Annotated in this window: 11 protein-coding genes; 10 read left to right on the forward strand and 1 reads right to left on the reverse strand. The window is 53.9% G+C overall.

Going from position 1 to position 18955, the window contains the following annotated elements; translation table 11 throughout:
* Positions 1-148 precede the first annotated feature (148 nt).
* The 3 genes from KP806_RS22170 to KP806_RS22180 all read left to right on the forward strand — a co-directional run bounded on the left by KP806_RS22170 (position 149) and on the right by KP806_RS22180 (position 9577).
* A complete protein-coding gene (locus KP806_RS22170; protein ID WP_224725936.1) occupies positions 149-1891 on the forward strand; it encodes an ABC transporter ATP-binding protein in 1743 nt (580 codons plus the stop codon).
* Between the two features lie 13 nt (positions 1892-1904).
* Positions 1905-3638, forward strand: a complete 1734-nt coding sequence (locus tag KP806_RS22175) for an ABC transporter ATP-binding protein (RefSeq protein ID WP_224725937.1) — start codon at positions 1905-1907, stop codon at positions 3636-3638.
* A gap of 464 nt (positions 3639-4102) precedes the next feature.
* On the forward strand, positions 4103-9577 hold the full coding sequence (locus tag KP806_RS22180) for a 5'-nucleotidase C-terminal domain-containing protein (protein ID WP_224725938.1): 5475 nt from the start codon (positions 4103-4105) through the stop codon (positions 9575-9577).
* Between the two features lie 267 nt (positions 9578-9844).
* Here KP806_RS22180 and KP806_RS22185 read toward each other — a convergent pair whose 3' ends face one another.
* Complete coding sequence (locus KP806_RS22185; protein WP_224725939.1) at positions 9845-11077, reverse strand: nitrate/nitrite transporter; 1233 nt, start codon at positions 11075-11077, stop codon at positions 9845-9847.
* 442 nt (positions 11078-11519) lie between these two features.
* Between KP806_RS22185 and KP806_RS22190 the strand changes: the two genes are divergently transcribed.
* From KP806_RS22190 to KP806_RS22220, 7 genes are all read left to right on the forward strand, one after another.
* Complete coding sequence (locus KP806_RS22190) at positions 11520-11798, forward strand: hypothetical protein (RefSeq protein ID WP_224725940.1); 279 nt, start codon at positions 11520-11522, stop codon at positions 11796-11798.
* 451 nt (positions 11799-12249) lie between these two features.
* Positions 12250-13116: a YitT family protein gene (locus KP806_RS22195; RefSeq protein ID WP_224725941.1), complete on the forward strand. Its 867-nt coding sequence runs from the start codon at positions 12250-12252 to the stop codon at positions 13114-13116.
* Between the two features lie 536 nt (positions 13117-13652).
* Positions 13653-15719, forward strand: a complete 2067-nt coding sequence (locus KP806_RS22200) for a PrsW family intramembrane metalloprotease (RefSeq protein WP_224725942.1) — start codon at positions 13653-13655, stop codon at positions 15717-15719.
* Complete coding sequence (locus KP806_RS22205) at positions 15719-16048, forward strand: hypothetical protein (protein ID WP_224725943.1); 330 nt, start codon at positions 15719-15721, stop codon at positions 16046-16048. The genes KP806_RS22200 and KP806_RS22205 overlap by 1 nt, the downstream gene beginning before the upstream one ends.
* Positions 16049-16551: 503 nt before the next feature.
* Positions 16552-17349 (forward strand): hypothetical protein, encoded by a 798-nt coding sequence (locus KP806_RS22210; RefSeq protein WP_224725944.1) that lies wholly within the window; start codon positions 16552-16554, stop codon positions 17347-17349.
* 116 nt (positions 17350-17465) lie between these two features.
* Complete coding sequence (locus KP806_RS22215; RefSeq protein WP_224725945.1) at positions 17466-18218, forward strand: DUF4184 family protein; 753 nt, start codon at positions 17466-17468, stop codon at positions 18216-18218.
* Positions 18219-18236: 18 nt separating this feature from the next.
* Complete coding sequence (locus KP806_RS22220; RefSeq protein ID WP_224725946.1) at positions 18237-18953, forward strand: alpha/beta fold hydrolase; 717 nt, start codon at positions 18237-18239, stop codon at positions 18951-18953.
* Positions 18954-18955: the final 2 nt, after the last annotated feature.

Consider the following 18955-nt stretch of genomic DNA (forward strand, 5'->3'; position numbering starts at 1 on the left):
TATTAATATCATATGATCGGATTAATAGTTTTAGACCCGTCAGATCCGGACGTGCAACCGCACCCAAGATATCCTATACTTAAACAAGTAGCGGATAACTGTCCGTGATCAGGCTGGCGTTTTTGCCAGGAGGAAGAAGGGGAGAGTTTTGTCATTCGTCAGGCGTTTAAAATGGTTTTTTAAAGACAGATGGGGCAGCTACGCGCTTGCCATCGGAGTCATGGCTCTGGTCAGCCTGCTGTCGACGATTCCGCCGAATTTGATAGGCAAAACGGTGGACCGCATCAAGGACGGGCAGATGACGGAAGCCGGCTTGACGGAGACGGTGCTCATTCTCGTCGGGTTGGCGCTGCTGCTCTATGTCATGGTTTATGTATGGATCACGACGCTGTTCGGCAATTCCGCCCTGATCGAGAAGGTGCTGAGAGGACGGCTGCTGGAGCAGCTGACGAGGATGACGCCTGCTTTTTTCCAGCGCAACAGCACGGGCCAATTGATGGCGCTTGCTACCAACGACATTCTTGCGATCGGCCAAACGGCGGGCTACGGCGTCATGACGCTCGTGAACACGCTGGTCGGAGCCTCGGTCGTCGTCGTGATGATGGTGTCGCTGGTTAGCTACAAGCTGATGCTGGCGGCTCTGATTCCGCTGCCGCTGCTGGCGGTTGTTATCAGCAAGCTCGGTCAAAGGGTCCGCACGCGCTTTCTGGACGCCCAGGCCTCCTTCGGCAAAATGAACGATCACGCGCTGGAGTCGATTTCCGGCATCCGGGTCATCCGGTCCTATGTGCAGGAGCGGGACGATTTGGCGGCGTTCGACCGGGTTACCTCGGAGGTTATGCACAAGAACAAGCGCGTATCGATTTTGAACGCTTTATTCCAGCCTACGATATCGATTATTGTAGGCGTCAGCTATACGATCGGGATCGGCTACGGCTCCTTCCTGGTGTTTCGGGACGAAATATCGCTTGGGCAGCTGATCTCCTTCAATATTTATTTGGGCATGCTGATCTGGCCGATGATTTCGTTCGGGGAATTTATTAACGTGCTGCAGCGCGGCAGCGCTTCGGCGGATCGGCTCGAAGAGGCGTGGTCGCAGAAGCCGGAGTTGACCGAGCCGGACAAGCCGGTGGAGGTGGAGGTGCCGGCGAGCATCGAGATGAACGGTCTGTCGTTCACATATCCGATCGCCTCCCAGCCGAGTCTCGCCGGCGTATCGTTCCGGCTGGAGCGGGGGCAGACACTCGGCGTCGTCGGCAAAACGGGAAGCGGCAAGAGCACGCTGCTGAAGCAGCTGCTACGCCAGTATAAGTTGGAGGATAACCGGGTGCTCATTGCCGGCGTGCCGATCGAGCGCATCTCCATCGATCAAATCAAGCGATGGGTCGCTTACGTGCCGCAGGAGCATTTGCTGCTGTCCAAGACGATCCGGGATAATATCGCCTTGGGCAAGCCGGACGCCTCCCGGGACGAAATCGACCGCGCGGTGCGGATGGCTTCCTTCGCCGAGGATATCGCCCAAATGCCCGAAGGCCTGAATACGGTTGTCGGCGAGAACGGCGTCATGCTTTCGGGCGGCCAGAAGCAGCGGCTGGCCATTGCGAGGGCGCTGCTTCTGGATTCGGAAATTTTGCTGCTGGACGATTCCTTGTCCGCCGTCGATGCGCGTACGGAAAGCCGCATCCTGCACAACATCCGTCAGGAACGTGCAGGGAAGACAACCTTGATCTCGACACACCGTCTTTCCGCCGTCAGTCATGCGGATTGGATTCTTGTGCTTCATGAAGGCAGAGTGGTCGAGGAAGGCACTCATGACGAGCTGATGCTTTTTGGCGGATGGTACAAGACACAATGGGAGCGTCAGCAGATGGAAGCGAGCTTGGACGAATAAGGAGGAGCCACTGGTGCAAAAGCAATCAACGGCGGGGAGGCTGCTTGCATATGCCCTCGTCTACAAATACAGGATTATCGGGGCGCTGCTCGTGCTTTGCTGCGCGGTCGGCGCGGAGCTCGGCGGGCCTTTCATCATCAAGACGATTATCGATAAGCATTTGGATGCGGGCGCGGGGGAGCTTGCTCCGGTATTGCGGCTGCTGGCGTTGTATATCGGCCTGCTGGTGCTAGCGGGAATCGGCAATTTTACACAATCGTACCTGCTGCAATCGACCGCGCTGCAAATTATCAAAAACATGCGTATGGATCTGATGCGGCATATCCAACGGATTCCACTCCGTTATTTCGATAACACGCCGATCGGCCAAATCGTTTCGCGGATCGCCAATGATACGGAGGCGGTGCGGGATCTGTTCATGAGCTTTATGGCGACGTTCGTGGTCAGCTTCGTGCAGCTGATCGGCATTTTTACGGCGCTGTTCCTGCTCGATGTGCGTCTTGCCCTGCTCTGTCTGCTGCTGCCGCCGCTGTTCGCGCTGATCATGTACGTCCACTTGAAATATTCGAAGGGATACATCGCGGTTATGCGGGCCCGCTTAAGCGATATGAATGCGATGATCAATGAATCGATTTCGGTGATGCCGATTATACAGGCGTTTCGGCGCGAGAAGGTGACGATCGATGAATTCGAGACATTGAACGTGGACCGCTATGTGCATCAGATCAAGCAGTTCCGGGTATTCTCGCTGTCCTCCCGCAATATCGTCGGGACGATCGGCAGCCTTGTGACGGCGCTGGTGATCTGGTACTTCGGCAGGGCGTCGCTGCAGGATGCGATATTATTCGGCGTCTTTTATGCGTTCATCGATTATTTGGGGCGCATTTTCCACCCGATTATCGGCATTTTTGACCAGCTGACGAACGCTCAGAGGGCTTTTGTGTCCGCGGAAAAGGTATTTGCTATTTTGGATATGGAAGGCCGGGAGGTGGAGGATGCGGCAGGGGTGCCGCGGCCGGAGGGCGTCGTGACGTTCGATAACGTCACCTTCTCGTACAAGGAGGGCGACCCTGTCCTGAAGGGGATCTCATTCGAGGCAAGGCGCGGGGAAACCGTGGCGCTCGTAGGCCACACCGGCTCGGGCAAAAGCTCGATCATGAATCTGCTGCTCGGCTTCTACGAAGCGGACGAAGGCCTCATTACGATAGACGGGCGCGATGTGACGTCCTTATCCAAGCAGGCGCTGCGAAAGCATATGGGGATCGTGCTGCAGGATCCGTATTTGTTTGCAGGCGACATTAAATCGAATGTCAGTTTGTACAACAAGGAGATTACGCTCGACAAGGTGAAGCAGGCGCTTAAGGAGGTAGGGGCGGCCCCGTTCGTCGAGCAGCTCCCCGGCGGCTATGACGAGCCGGTTATCGAGAGGGGCAGCACGCTGTCCTCGGGCCAGCGCCAGCTCATTTCGTTCGCACGGGCGCTGGCGTTCAACCCGGCGATTCTTATACTGGACGAGGCGACGGCGAGTGTGGACAGCGAGACGGAAGGGCTGATCCAACAGGCGCTGCGGGTCGTCAGCGAAGGGCGGACGACGCTCGTCATCGCGCACCGGCTGTCCACGATCCGCGAGGCCGACCAGATTCTCGTGCTCCACCGCGGGGAGATCGTCGAGCGGGGCACGCATGAATCGCTGATGGCGCTGGGCGGCAGGTATTTCAAAATGTATCAGCTGCAGAAAGGGGCATGAGCGTGGTGATTGGTTAAGTAACTTGGGTGGCTGCTGCAGAAACTACAGCAGGTTGGATCTCATTTTAGCTGCTTAAAGTTCTGCTGCAGATTGTGCAGCGGAATCAAGCGACGTCGAGTTTGCCTGCTGTTCTGCTGCAGTTTGTGCAGCGGAATCAAGCGACGTCGGTTCGCTTTCCGCTCTGCTGCAGAATGTGCAGCAGGACGACATACTGAGCTGTTCCATGGCCTGTCTCATCGTTCCAATCCCTACCTTCAAAGCTGCGAACCATCCGGTTACCGGATGGCGCGCATGCTCATGAAGGGGGGATTTTTTTGTTTTTGCATGCGTTCTTATTTACACCCCTATTTACCAGATTTTTACTTCGGATTGATAGACGGATTACATTTTTTTACTACTCTATTAGAAGCAAGCGTTGTTGGTCGCACTTACTTTCTTGAAGATGAGAGAGGAGAGAGGCTTGGATGGAGTATGGGATAGGACGATTAGAGAGGCAAAATGGCTTTCTGCAAAGACGAAAGGGCTTTCTACGTAGGCAGCTTGGAACACTGCTGGCAGCTTTATTGGCCGTTAGCGGAGTGCTGCAAGGGATCGGCGTTGCCGTTCACGCATCACCGGCGAACGATCATCTGGTCATTTCGCAGGTGTACGGGGCCGGTGGAAACGGGACGGGGGCTTCATTCAGGCAGGATTTTATCGAGCTTTATAATCCGACGGCTCAGGATATTTCGCTAAACGGTCTTAAGCTGATGTATGCTTCCGCGGACGGTGATTGGCCGGAAAGCGGAAACAACGTGATGGCGTTGTCCGGTACGATCGGCGCCGGCGACTATTATTTGACCGGGCAGGCTGCAGGAAACGATACGACTGCACCGGAGCTGCCTCAGCCTGATGCGATCGGCCTCTTCAGCATGGGAGGGGCAAGCGGCAAGGTTAGGCTTGTTGACGGAAATCAAACGACGATTGACATGGTAGGGTACGGTGCTGCATCTGCGTATGAAGGCGCCGGTCCAACGGGCACCGCATTAACCAATGTGACGGCTGCGATCCGCAAGTCGTTGACTTTAACGGACCGCGGGCTGGATACGGACGATAACGGCTCCGATTTTACGACGGGCGTTCCGTCGCCGCGCAATTCCGCGTTCGGGGGCGCAGTCAGCGAAAGGCTGCCGATCGCCGAAGCCAGAGTTCTTGCCGGCGGCACGGCCGCTCTCATTGAAGGGAAGGTTACTTATAAAGAAGCGGCAGGCGGGCAGGTGAATTTGTACGTTCAGGACGACACGGCAGGCATTGTTGTAAGGGGGGCGGGCCTTACAGCCGAGGCTGGCGATATCATATCTGCAGCCGGAACGGTGCAGCCGTATTTCGATCTCGCACAGCTTCTAGTCGGCTCAGGCGGGGTTACGATTAAGCTGGCGAATGCAGGTGTGCCTGAGCCGCAGCCGATTCAAAGCACGGACGTTGGAGAAAATGTCGAAGCCGAGCTTGTATCCGTCAGCCAAGTGACGGCAGGGGCGGGTAATCAGTATAGCGAGTTTAACGTGACGGACGCTGCAGGAAGCTTCGTCATCAAATCGCCGCTTCTCGAGACGGGCAAGACGTATGAGCGGATCAGCGGCGTTGTGACCTATGCCTTCGGACGTTATATGATCGTTCCGCGTTCTGCATTCGACATTGCGGAGAAGGTATTGTCCGTAAAGGCCGATCCGACGCCTGAAGGTTTGCTGCAGCCCGGCGCAGAGGTTACTTTGAGCACACCGGCCGCAGGCGGAAGCATTTATTTTACGACGGATGGAACCGAACCTTCCGCCGCGGAAATGTACGCTTATACGGCACCGATTGCCATAACCGAAGACACCGTCATCAAAGCGATCGCAGCGGCGGACGGGCAGGTCAGCGAAACGTTCACCTTCAGCTACAAGCTTCAGCAATCCTATAACGGGCTAAAAATCTACGAAATCCAGGCAGCGGCGCATATCTCTCCATATGAAGGCCATGCCGTAACGGCCATAGAGGGAATCGTAACGGCAAAGCGCAGCGACGGCAAATGGTACATGCAGGCGGCCGAGGCGGATTGGGACGATAACGACGCCACATCGGAAGCCATTCTGGTGGAGCCGAAGGCGGCTGCAGCCGTGAGCCCGGGAGACCGGGTTACGGTAACGGGCACCGTCCAGGAGGTGAAGGAAGATGGTTATGCGGATGCCAAGGATTTGACGACGACGCAAATCGCCGCTTCTTCCGTCACCGTGGCCTCGAGCGGCCAAGCGCTTCCGCAGCCGGTTATCATCGGGGAACAACGCATTGCGCCGGCAAACGTTATCGATAACGACGGCATGTCGGCTTTCGATCCGGACGAGGACGCACTTGATTTTTATGAAAGCCTTGAAGGGATGCGGGTGCAGGTAAACGATGCGCAAATCGTCGGCCCGTTCAGTTATGAAGTTCCGGTCGCACCGGGCGGCGCTTTGCTTGATGAGGAGGCGAAGACGCCTGCAGGAGGCATTATCCTGACGGGTGATGGATATCCTGCTCAGCGGATCCTGATTGCTAAAGAGCCTTCGCAGCAGGTGAAGACCGGAGACCGGTTCACGGCCCCCGTAATCGGCGTGATGTCCTATGATTACAGTAACTACAAGATCCTCCCGGACAGCTTGCCTGCTGTAGAAAACGGCGATGGCCAAAGGGAGATCTCCTCTCTGGAGCCGGATGAGGACAAGCTTACGGTCGCAACTTTTAATATCGAAAACTTCTGGAACAACCCAAGCGGCGCCGAACAGGCCCGCAAAAACAATATCGCGAAAGCGATAGTCGAACATCTGCATAGTCCCGACATTGTAGCGCTGGTGGAGGTTCAGGACAACGACGGAGCGGCGAACAGCGGCGTAACGGACGCATCCGGGAGTTATTCGGCCTTGATAGCCGCCATTACAGCGAACGGAGGCCCGGAATACAGCTACACGGACATTGCTCCGGAAAACAATAAAGACGGCGGAGAAGCCGGAGGCAATATCCGCGTAGGGTACCTGTATAACGAGGCTCGCGTCAGTCTGGTTGAGAAAGCGGCCGGAAAAGGGACAGCGACTACGGCGGTCCAATATGAATCGGACGGGCTGTCGCATAATCCGGGACGGATCGATCCGCAGAATGAAGCGTTCAAAGATTCCCGCAAGCCGCTTGCCGCGGAGTTCGAATTCGAAGGCGAAAGGCTTGTCGTCATTGCCGGCCATTTCAACTCCAAGGGCGGAGACGAAGCTCCGTTCGGCTCGGTACAGCCGCTTCCGGAGACGCTTGGCAGCGAGGTGCAGCGTCATCAAATCGCGGGTGTCGTAAACGGCTTCGTACAGTCTATTTTCGAGCAAAATGAGGATGCGAACGTTGTTGTGCTAGGCGATCTGAACGACTTTCCGTTCTCGAAAACGCTGGAGCTGACGAAGGGCAGCAGCTTGACAAATCTTGTGGATACGCTGCCGGTTAACGAGCGTTATTCTTATATCTATCAAGGCGTTTCCCAGACGCTGGATCATATTCTGGCAGACAAGAAGCTGGCGCAATTTTCCAAGTTTGATATCGTTCATATTAACGCCGATTTCAGTGCGGAGCAGGGACGGGTCAGCGACCACGATCCGTTAGTGGCGCAGCTTGATCTGGCGGGTAAAAAAGCGCCGCCGTTCTCCATGACGCTGATGCATGTGAACGATACGCATGCCCACCTCGAGAATGTAGCTCAGCGCATAACCGCGATCAAGGAGGTTCGAGCGGAAGAGGAGAACAGCATTTTGCTCGATGCCGGCGACGTCTTCTCGGGCACACTGTACTTCAATAAATATTTGGGTCAGGCGGATCTCGCGTTCATGAATGCAATCGGCTTTGACGCGATGACTTTCGGCAATCACGAGTTCGATAAAGGTCCGGGCGTGCTGGCGGATTTCGTCAAAGCTGCAAAATTCCCGTTCGTCAGCGCGAACATCGATTTCAGTAAGGAGCCTGCGCTGAGCGGCTTGGTTGCCGAGCAGATGGAAGACGGGCCGCCCGCAGACGGCAAAATTCACGAAACGATCGTCCTCGAGGTTGGCGGAGAAAAGGTCGGCATCTTCGGCTTGACGACCGAGGATACGAAGTTTCTGTCATCGCCTGGAGAGAATGTCTCATTCGGAAACTACCTCGAAGAAGCGGAGACGGCTGTCGCCGAGCTGACTGAGGCGGGAGTTAACAAAATCATCGCTGTGACGCATCTAGGATATGAGTTCGACCGCACTCTGGCCGGCGAAGTGGAAGGCATTGACGTCATCGTCGGCGGCCACAGCCATACCAAGCTGCCGGAACCGGCCGAAATTTTGAACGACGGCGTTCCGACGATTATTGTGCAGGCGGAGGATTACGGCAAATTTCTCGGACGCGCAGACCTGGAGTTTGATCAGTACGGCGTGCTGACAGGGTGGGACGGCGAGCTGCTGGATACGTCAAAATATGCGGCTGACGAAGAAGCGCTTGCCATGCTTGCGCCTTATAATGACGGCGTTGCCGGCATTAAAGCGCAGGTGATCGGCCGAACGGACGTATTCCTGGACGGAGAGCGTAACAATGTCCGCTCGAAGGAAACGAATCTCGGCAACCTGATGACCGACGGCATGCTGGCTAAAGTGAAGAGCATTCCCGAGTTCCGGGCGATGGAGGGCATCAAAGGTTTTGTGGCGATCCAAAACGGCGGCGGCATCCGCGCTTCGATCCCAAAGACGGCGGAAGGCAAAGCGGATGGCGACATTACGCTTGGAGAGCTGCTGACGATGATGCCGTTTGGCAACAATCTCACCGCGCTGCGGATGACGGGACGGGAAATTACTCTAGCGCTTGAAAATGGGGTAAGCGGCGTTGAAACCGGCCAAGGCAGATTCCCTCATGTATCGGGAATGCGGTATGTATACGACTCGTCGAAAAAGCCGGAAATCCAGGATACGTCAGGCAATGTTACGCAAACGGGAGAGCGGATCGTCAAGGTGGAGGTTAAAAATGCAGACGGCACCTACAGCGCAATCGATCCGGACGGTTACTATTTCGTAGCCACGAATTCCTTTATGGCGGGCGGAGGCGACTTCTACCGCTCCATGAAAGCGGCGAAGGACGATGGCCGCCAGCATGAAATGAACATTGTGGATTATGAAGTATTCTGGGAGCAATTGGACTCGGTAGGTACGGTCAAAATAGGGCCGGAGGGCCGGATTACCGACCTGCAAGGCAATACGACACCAACACCAACTTCGACACCGACGCCAACGCCAACGCCGACATCAACACCGACATCAACACCGACATCAACACCGACATCGACGCCGGCTCCAACAGCAACGCCAACACCGACGGAGCCGTCTCCTTCGCCGGAACCTGCCCCCGAAGCAGAGTTTTCGGATGTGGGTAGCCACTGGGCTGCGAGGCTGATTGAAGAGGCGGTCCTCGCGGGAATCGTTTTCGGCTACGGAGACGGAACCTTCCGTCCGGAGGAAGCGGCGACCCGCGCAGAATTCGTGACGATTCTCGGAAGAACGCTGGAGCTTGAGGCGGCCGACGAAGAACTCGATTTTGCGGATGCCGGTGACGTGCCGGCCTGGGCTCGCGGCTTTTTCGCCAAGCTGGCAGCGGACGAAGTGATCGCCGGCTACGAGGACGGTACGCTCCGTCCTGACAGCCCTCTAACGAGAACGGAAATGACTGTCTTTCTCGTTCGGGCGCTGGGCATCGAGCTGGATCCGACTGCAGATATCCCGTTTGCGGACGCTGGCGACATTCCGCTATGGGCGCGGCCGTATATAGCGGCAGCTTGGGAAGCCGGCTTGATCAAAGGAGTAGGAGGCAGCCTCTTTGCTCCTCAAACGGAGGCCAAGCGGGCGGAGGCCGTTGCGCTGCTGCTCGCCGCGCTTGAGTACAAGCGAGAGAATCCTTAAACGGCCTCACGAAACAATGGGCTGTCTCAAAGGTCACACAGTGACCGGAGACAGCCCGTTATCTTTTAATGGACAAAATGATACATAGACAGCATATTGTGCGAATTTCACATTGTAACGGTCATCACAGCGCCTTAAAGCTCTGTCTCTAAAAAAAGTAAACGTTGATTCCGACCTGAACAAACCACTGTCCGTTAACCGCCGACACTTACTGCCTTATCCTTCTAAGAAGCATTTATGACCGTTACCACATGGACGGAATCAGGCTTAGAAGTTAACGCCGGATTCCGCCGTCGCCCAGGACTTTCTCCAGGAGCGCGATACGGCATAGAAAACGAGTGTTCCGACCAGTACGATCGCGCCGACAACCAGGAATCCGGTAACGTGCGAGCCGGTCGATTCTTTTAACGGGCCAAGAATGTACTTAGGAAGCAGGAATCCTCCGAGACCGCCGGCGGCGCCGACGATACCGGTAACGACTCCGATTTCCTTGGAGAAGCGCTGCGGAACGATTTGGAACACCGAGCCGTTGCCCATGCCGAGACAGGCCATCATGAGACTTGTATAGAAAAGCATGACAAGGAAAGAGCTTGGCATTGTGGCAACCAGGAACGCGCAGATGGAAATGACGCTGAACAGGATGACCAGGAAACGCATGCCGCCGATTCGATCCGCAATCCATCCGCCTACCGGACGCAGGAAGCTGCCCGCGATAACAGTCAAGGTAACCAGATAGCCGACTTGAACTTTGGTCAAGCCGCCTGCATTCGTCGCATCACCGTAGACGTCGTAGAAGAAAATGCTGAAATAGCTCGCAAAGCCGACAAAGCCGCCGAATGTAATGGAATAGAAAATGGAGAACCACCAGGTTTCCGCATATTTAAATACGCTGAGGTAATCCGCTAATGTCTTAGGCGCCGGAGCGTTCGGGGCGTCCTTCGCCAAAATGGCAAAGATAACAATGATAATAACCAAAGGAATGAGTGCGAGTCCGAAAACGTTATGCCATCCGTATGCTTCCGCCAGCTGCGGACCGAAGAAGGTGGCCAGTGCGGTACCGCTGTTGCCTGCGCCGGCAATGCCCATTGCAAGGCCTTGATATTGGGGCGGATACCAGCGGCTGGCAAGCGACAGCGCAACGGCAAAGCTTGCGCCCGCGATACCGAGCAAAAATCCGATCGATCTCATTTCAAGGTAGGTCGTGCCGCCGAGCCAGCCCCAAGTGAGAGGGATGATCGTAAGCAGCATCCCGATTAAGCCGGCCTTCTTACTTCCTATCCGGTCGGCCAGAATGCCCATCGGAATCCGGAAGATAGAACCGCCGAGGATCGGAATGGCGACCATGGTCGCTTTCTGCGCATCCGTTAGTCCGAAATCCTTCGTAATGTAGAGCGATAACGCTCCGCAAAACACCCAAATCATAAAGCTTACATCGAAATAGAGAAAAGCTGACAATAAACTAGGGAAGTGACCTGCCTTGCGGAATCCTTTTGCATCCATTTTTTCTGCCTCCTTTAATTGTCGAACCTTCACATCCCGGCATCGTGAAACCGCGATGCTCCGGGCTTTCTTGCGGTAAAACTTATCTCTCCACTGCTTCTGCTGTTTCTGTGTACTCCCCCTAGCTTCCGGTAATCTCAACGTCACTGCACATAAAAAGGCCGACGAACAGAAACGCAAATATGCGTCTTCCGCTGATCGGCCTCGTTGCCAGGATGCGTCACCCCATTGTGGCGCATTGCTTATGGAATTACTATAAGTTCCTTTTGGCTCTATGTCAATATACCTAACACAAAATTAAGTGAAAAAGTTGATATAATAATTTTTTGTGAAAAAAACTCGTTTTATGTTAGGTTATGTTACATTAGTCACATCCAGATTATGCGCTCTGCATGCCTTATGATACAATGAGACGAAGATTACGATTAGGAGATGACAAATTATGAGCGAGCAAATCAATGAGCGGGAGCTTATCGCGTATATAGCCGATGAAACGGATGCGGACGAGAAGCTGATCAAGCTAGTGCTGAAGCACGAGCAGGCATTTATTAACAATGCAAAGGAAGACAAAAACGGAGAGGTCGACATCGATGGCGACGAGCTGGTGGATTATATTTTGAGCCGCCCCGACGTGAAATCGAATGAGCTGGCCGTTGAATCGATTTTGGAAGCCGAAATGGACTATTTGATGGACAAGGGCTTGGCCGGTTACATCGACTAAACCGAGCATTATTTAAGCACACCATCTGGATTGGCAGAACAAGCAGGCCTTGGTCTCGTTGGAACCATATAAACGATGCAGCCGACAAATGTTTGCCGGCTGCATCTTGTGCTCGTATTATACGTGTGGCAGTGCCAAGCCGCGGTTATCACCAAGCAGTCAACGAACAGGTGTGTAGCGGAGCATCACGGTGCCAGAGCCGAAAGGTTTGGTCCCGGTCAGCTTCAGGTTCAGTCGATCACGAATTTCCCCCAACAATTGGGGACGCTCGGAAACAGGTCATCTGCAATCACCTGCGTATGGTCACAGCAACCGTCCAGTGTCACATTCATCTGCAGGATTAAACGCCAGTACACAGTTCAGGCCTGGACCGAATACAGCGGTTTTGAAATACTCCCCTTTTTATGGTAAAGTTTTAGGGTGAATTTTGATAAAAACGGGGGTCAAGCAGTTGGCAAAAACGCACAAAGGGTTATCCGGCTTGGAAATATTCAAAAGGTTTATATTCATTACAATCGGCTCGGTAATGATGGGCGTGGCGCTCGAGCTGTTCCTCGTTCCAAACAGCATTATCGACGGTGGAATCGCCGGCGTATCGATTATGCTTGCCCATCTGACACCGCTGCCTCTCGGCCTGTACTTATTTATCGTGAACGTTCCTTTTCTAATACTCGGCTACAAGCAAATCGGCAAAACTTTCGCGATTTCCACGCTTTACGGCATTATCGTCATGTCCGTCACGACTTCCATGCTGCATCATGTAGAAGCTTTTACGGAGGAAAAGCTGCTCGCCGTACTGTTCGGAGGCCTGATTCTGGGAGCCGGCGTCGGCCTCACCATCCGGTTTGGCGGTTCTCTGGACGGCGTAGAAATCGTGTCGATTCTCATTTCCAAGAAACTGCGGATGCCGGTCGGCCAGATCATCATGATTTTCAACGTAGTGATCTTTATTGTAGCGGGCTTCGTCTTTGAATGGGATTCCGCGATGTATTCGATGTTTACATACTATATTGCGATCAAATTGATCGATATCGTCGTAGAGGGCTTGGACGAATCCAAGTCGGTGACGATCATTTCGGGCGAGTACGAAGAAATTTCCCAGGCTATTATCGACCGCTTGGGTCGGACGACGACCTTTATCCAGGCGCGCGGCGGCTATTCCAAGGAAGATACGATGATGATCTATTGCGTGGTGTCCCGTCTAGAGCTGGCGAAGCTGAAGGCGATCGTGCAGTCGATCGACGAGAAGGCTTTTATCGCGGTTGAGCACGTTTCCGACGTGATGGGCGGAGGCTTCAGCAAAGGAAGCATCCATTGATAAACGATTATTGAAGGGGAGGGCATGCATCCTCTCCTTTTTTTGTACAAATCTAAGACTTTATAAGTTTGAGCTTCATTGCGAAGCGGCTGACCCTTACGACGAGGCGTCAGCCGTTTTCTTTTGGGCTGCTACCCTGCGCTTTTCGGGACCTGGGTCGCAATATGGCGGCTGAATCGGTTTTGTGTGTGCAAGGAGCTCCCGTTCGCGTCTTCGCGTCCTATTTTTATGGGAATATTGTCCGGTGTTTCCAGTTTTGCATCCATGATAAAGTGGAGCAATATTGCGGGTTATGTGAAGTCAACGTTATTGGACATTGCAGCTCCGGAGGGGCCGCTTGTTAAGAGGAGGCGACCGTAACGAATAAGATTTGGTTCATACGCACCGGGATCCGGGACCGGCTTGAGGCCGCTTACCGTCTGTGCCAGGCATGGATCGCAAAATATCCGCTGATTAGACGGGCTTATACGGTTTTTTCCTGGTTTTCGCTGGCCGCGTTTGTGCTGAGCCTGTTTTTCTTCGAGGATTCGCGCACGATGCTGGTTCAATATTTATGGTCCTTTTATGTGCTGCTGCAGTTCTGGTTTCTGTGCCGCAGCAAAACGCTGCCGTGGAAGCTTGTCGTTCTTTTCGTGCTGTCTGGCGTCTTTTTTGTCGTTCCGTTCACGACGCTGACGGTGGGCGCGGTCCATGGGCTCTTCGGAGGGGAAACGTCCGACACCTGGTCCGTCGCCGTCCTGACGCCGATCCTCGAGGAAGTGTGGAAGCTCCTTCCGCTTGGCGTCTTCCTGCTGTTCTCGCGCCGCGCTTCCGCGCTCAGCCTTAGCGATTTCACACTCATCGGCGCAGCGACGGGAGTCGGCTTCCAACTGATGGAGGAGCTTTCCCGCCGCTGGCTTAATTCGGGCATTCTCGACGATTTGTACGGCTACAGTCATACGTTCCTGGGCGGCGAGACGATCCACTGGGATTTGTTCGCGCTATTTCCGGGCCGCTTCGAGGAAAGCTTCATTCCGACGATGATGTGCGTCTCCCATCCCGTGCACACCGCCATGATCGCACTCGCTTGGGGCATCGCTTGGCGGCTGCGGACCAGGCTGACGGAATGGGTGTACCTGTTCCCCGTGCTGATACTGCTTTGGGCGATATTGGATCACGCCGCCTATAATGGCCAATACAAGCTGCCGGACTGGGTGTTTGTCATTCACGAGTGGGCCGGCGACGGCTATAAGACGCAGCCGGCATTTCTTCTGATGCTGGCGGGGGCGTTGATCGCCGATTACTGGTCGCTCAATAAAGTACGGAACCGCCTGCCCGCGCTTCCGAATGAATTTTTCATCGATCCGATCTCCGAGCTGTGGAGAATGGCTTCCGCCCTGTTCAAGAACCGCGGCAAATTCGCTTATTTGCTCGGCTTCTGCCGGGAGCGGCGGGAGCTGGGGTTCAGCCTGCTGTACGGCAACGATGAGGCGGCGGGCAAGCGGGAGCAGGTGCAGGAGCGGATGCTGGCTCTGTTCCGGGCGCTGCTCGCGCTCGGGGCCGTTCTTCTGCTGGCCGGTCTGCTTGCCGGCATGGCGGTCGAGCCTGCCGCGGACGAATCGGCCTGCTTCGCTTGTTTGTTCGACTCCCTGCAAAATTGGTGGGACCGGCTCGAATGGTACGAGCAAGGAGCGATTGTGCTGGGCGCACTGGCACTGTCGCTGCTGTTCGTCGGGTTCTGGCCGGCAGTCGGCATAGCGCTGTCCGCCGCGGGCATCGCCGGCAGCGGCCACACGATTGCGGGTTATATCCGCGATCCGAAGAAGCTGCTGACTCCCGAGAATGCGCTTGCGGCTATCGTCGGCATTATACTGAGCCGGATTCCGTTCGGCAGAGCGGCCGAGTGGCTGGCGAAGAAGGGACGCGGCTATGTCCGCAAGCTTCTCGACAAGCTGGGCGGCCGGAAGCCGGATGCCGACGCTCCGGATCGGCCGCCGAACGAAGGCGGCGCGGGTGCCGGCAAGCCGCAGGACGAGCCGGGCAAGCCGGATGAGCAGGACAAGTCGGACAAACATGATGAGAACGACAAGCCGAACAAACAAGACGAGCCGAGTGATCCAGACAAGCCTGACAAGCCGGATGAGGAGAAGCCCGACAAGGACAAAGACGATGATGGGGAGGACGATGAATCGCCGGTCGCAGGGAAGCAGTACAACGAGGTCGAAATTGTAGATCACCGGGGAAATCCGCTCGGTGAATTTGACGAAATCGATCTTGATAACGGGGTATTCTACGAAGACAAGACGGCCAAGGGGCTGGACCGCATTAATCCTAGGACGGGGCAGCCTGCGCAGACGCCGCAGCAGTTCGCCGATAAGCAAATACTCGGGAAGACGAGGACGCGTATTAATAATCTGCTGGAAAAAGCCGCCTCTACCCGGCCGACTGCGAACGGCTCTCCCGAGGTGCCCGATTTGGATGAGATCAAGTCGATCCGCGACTTCGTCTTCCGGCTGGACGGCGACACGCCGGAGCTTCGTAACGCCGTCGAGAACAGCTTGAACAAGCTGAGATCGGAATTTCCTGATTACACCTTTAACGTTAAGTATGGAGGGAAGCCTTAATGTCTATTAGCGCATATATACCTGAGCCCGCCGACGATTTCGAACGGCAATTTAACATTCCGGTCGCGGCCGAGGCTTTCTTCTCGGAATGCTGGGAGCCCGGCGCAGAAGCGCTCGGCCTGAAGTGGGTGCCTATTTTCTCCACCGGCATCGACGTCATGAAGGAGGACTTGCCTGCCGTGCTGGAAGAATTGGCCCGATTGAAGCAGTGGGCTTTGAGCCAGTCCGGCGGGGAGAGAATGGCCAAGCTGGCGAGCAGGATCGAGCTGCTGGAGAAGGAGCTGCCGCGGGCGCTGCAACGGGACGGGGCCGTCGTGTACATCGGGTGACGCCGCGGCGATTTTTTGTCCCGGCCGGTGCGGAGAGAGTGCCCGGATGAAGCTGTCCCGACTCAAAGTCAAAAAAGTATGCCCGGCGCATGAATGCGCTCGGAGCATGCTTTTTTTGCGAGCAGGCAGGCCGGGATCCAGGCTTGTATTTAATGGAGCTCGCACTAACGAACCGCACACACTCTATATGGGCGTTTTGACTAACTTTTCAATCCCAACGAACTCCACCATCGTTATCGAGTCGTAAAACCTCAAATCAGCCCGGATTTTCAAGCAATAGCATCTTCTCGGCTTGTAAGAAATCAAAAACGCTTTATTTCGAGTCGATAAGAATTCTAGTGTTCGTTACGTTTAGGCTCGTTTCATCGCAGTCAAACAAGGAAAGGACCTGGTTCCCATTTTCTACCTAAAGCCATAATGGTAAGATCAGGATAAAATGTCGGCTTGCACTCTATAGATAGGGCTATAATTATGCGGCTCGGCTTAAAGAGGAGGAGTATGGTTTGAGATGGGCTAATTGGAAGCTCTGGTCCGTTATTTTGCTAGTCCTCATCCTGATCGTGGCAAGCTGGATCTATCTGAACCGCAGAGCAGCGGTTTATGAACGAATCATTCAACAAGACGGATATACGTTATCACTTGTGGATGAAGGTATCGCAGCAGAATTCTTCTTGAAGCCGGAATGGATCCCGGAAAGGGAAGGGGAAGAGAAAAGGCTGAATCTTGTAATCGAGGAGAAGTTCGGTACGAAGATTATTTTGGAAAAGGTCGCGAAGAGAAAGAAGGACTTCTATATCCAACTAAATGCCGTTTCCTATCCGAATCGATCATCCGGTCAGCTATTATCGACTTCGCTTCTTTTGGACGGTTCAATTGCGAGCGCAAACGGCGGGTGGCAAGTTACCGATAAGGCAGAGAATAACCTGCTTGAAGACGGCTTCGGCGGAGGCGAGGGACCAGGGAATGTATCCATTTTGGCCATCAATGATGCGGACCGCAAGAAGTTTGCGAATGGGGCTAACATACGTTATACGGGCTACTATTTATATAACTATCAAAAACTTCCGGGAGATTATGCAGCGTTCTGGTCGGCTAGCCTTGTTACGGCGTTCATCATTGTCATGTTGGTGGTGTTTTACCGCAATCGCTCGGAGCCGGAGAACGGACTGGCGTGGAAGCTTGTCGGCTATTCGCTGCTTGGCGGGTTTACATTTTCACTGAACGACATCCGATTGCCGTCTATTGGCTGTACTTCCGAAAACCGAAGCCCAATTACATTATTAAGCATAAGGCAGCGCTGATGGGTCTGCTGATGTACGTTTCGCAACTGATCATTCCAGAAATCGCTAGCGCTATGGAGGGCCGCTGATCCATCCCCATCCATCCAAGCTCGTCTATAGAAAAAAGGAGGTAAAAGATGCCCTTTACCTTCGCGCATCCGGCTTATGCTTTTCCCATAAAATTCATCAGCCCGCGATGGTTCAGCGTAACTGGACTCGTGCTGGGGAGTATGGCCCCTGATTTTGAATATTTTCTCGCTTTGGAACCGCATCGGACGATCGGTCACTCGTTCTTGGGTTTAGTTGTCCAGGTGATTCCGCTATGTGTTCTTTTTGCGTTTCTTTTCCACTATTTTGTTAAAGAATCGCTCGTCCTGCATCTGCCATCCGTTTTTAACTTAAACCGGAGGGCGTACAACCTTTTAGGCTTATGGGGTCTGCGATCCATTCGTGACTGGATGGTCTACCTCGTGTCCGTCTCCATCGGATTCCTCTCCCATGTTGCGGTCGATGCATTCACGCATGAGGGCGGATACATGGTTCGGCAGCTTCCCGTTTTACAGTCGATCGTCATGCTGGACCTGCCGGTGCACAAAATTTTACAGCACAGTCTGTCGTTGATCGGGATGACGGCTTTAGTCATCACGATCGGAGCCGTTCTTTACAAAACAGTGCCTTATACGAAAAAGATCCCGAGCATCAGTTACAAGCAAAAATGCTTTTATTGGGGCTTCGCCGCGGTGTTCGCAGTCTTCATGACAGGAGGTAAATTACTGCTGGACTCGGGAGGCAATATTATCGGAATGCTGGTTGTAGCGCCGATCACCGGCTTTTGTGCAGGAATATTGCTTGCTTCTTTGTTCTGGAACGGAACCAGACAAAGTGGTTGAGAAGAGGAGGAAGTGGGTGTGTACCTATCAAAGCATATGAAAAATGGGGAGACAGCTATCCATTATTTTGACTCGGTAGCCAGATCTGATCCTTCAAAGACGGCATTAGTGGTTTGCCCGGGGTTATCTGAAACCGCCGATGAGTATCTTGATTTACTTAAACTTGTGCAGCCTAGAAGGAGCGTTATCCTTTCGTTCCGGGGGCGAGGAGAAAGTGGGACACCTAGCTCAGGTTATAGCCTCGACGAGCATATCTCTGATATCGAAGCAGTTGTGCGGGATGCCGGACTCAATCAATTTCATTTATTCAGCTACTCACGCGGCGTTTCTTATGCATTGGGGTATGCTTTAAAGCATAAGTCAAAAGTTAAATCCATTATCGCTGGGGAATATCCGCCGGAGCACAGGGCAATGGAAACAGAGTGGCCGGAAGATTACATCAATAATTATCTGGTTCCATTTAACCGGACTGGGCAAATTAGACCGGCAGCAGTTAGAGGGATCCAAAAGGAGTCACGGCAAATTGATATTAAAGGAAATTTTGATATGCCTGTTTTAGTTGCAAGAGGTCTACTTGAAGGCTCATTGGTTACTGACACTGATATTGATCGTTACAAGAGTATGTGCCCAAAATTAACGATCAAGGAATATTCGGCTTCAGGCCACAGTTTAAAGGGGCAAGACAAAGAAAGATTTTATAACGATATTGTTGGGTTTATAGACAACATTGATTAATT

The organism is Paenibacillus vietnamensis (assembly GCF_020169515.1).
Taxonomy (GTDB): domain Bacteria; phylum Bacillota; class Bacilli; order Paenibacillales; family Paenibacillaceae; genus Pristimantibacillus; species Pristimantibacillus vietnamensis.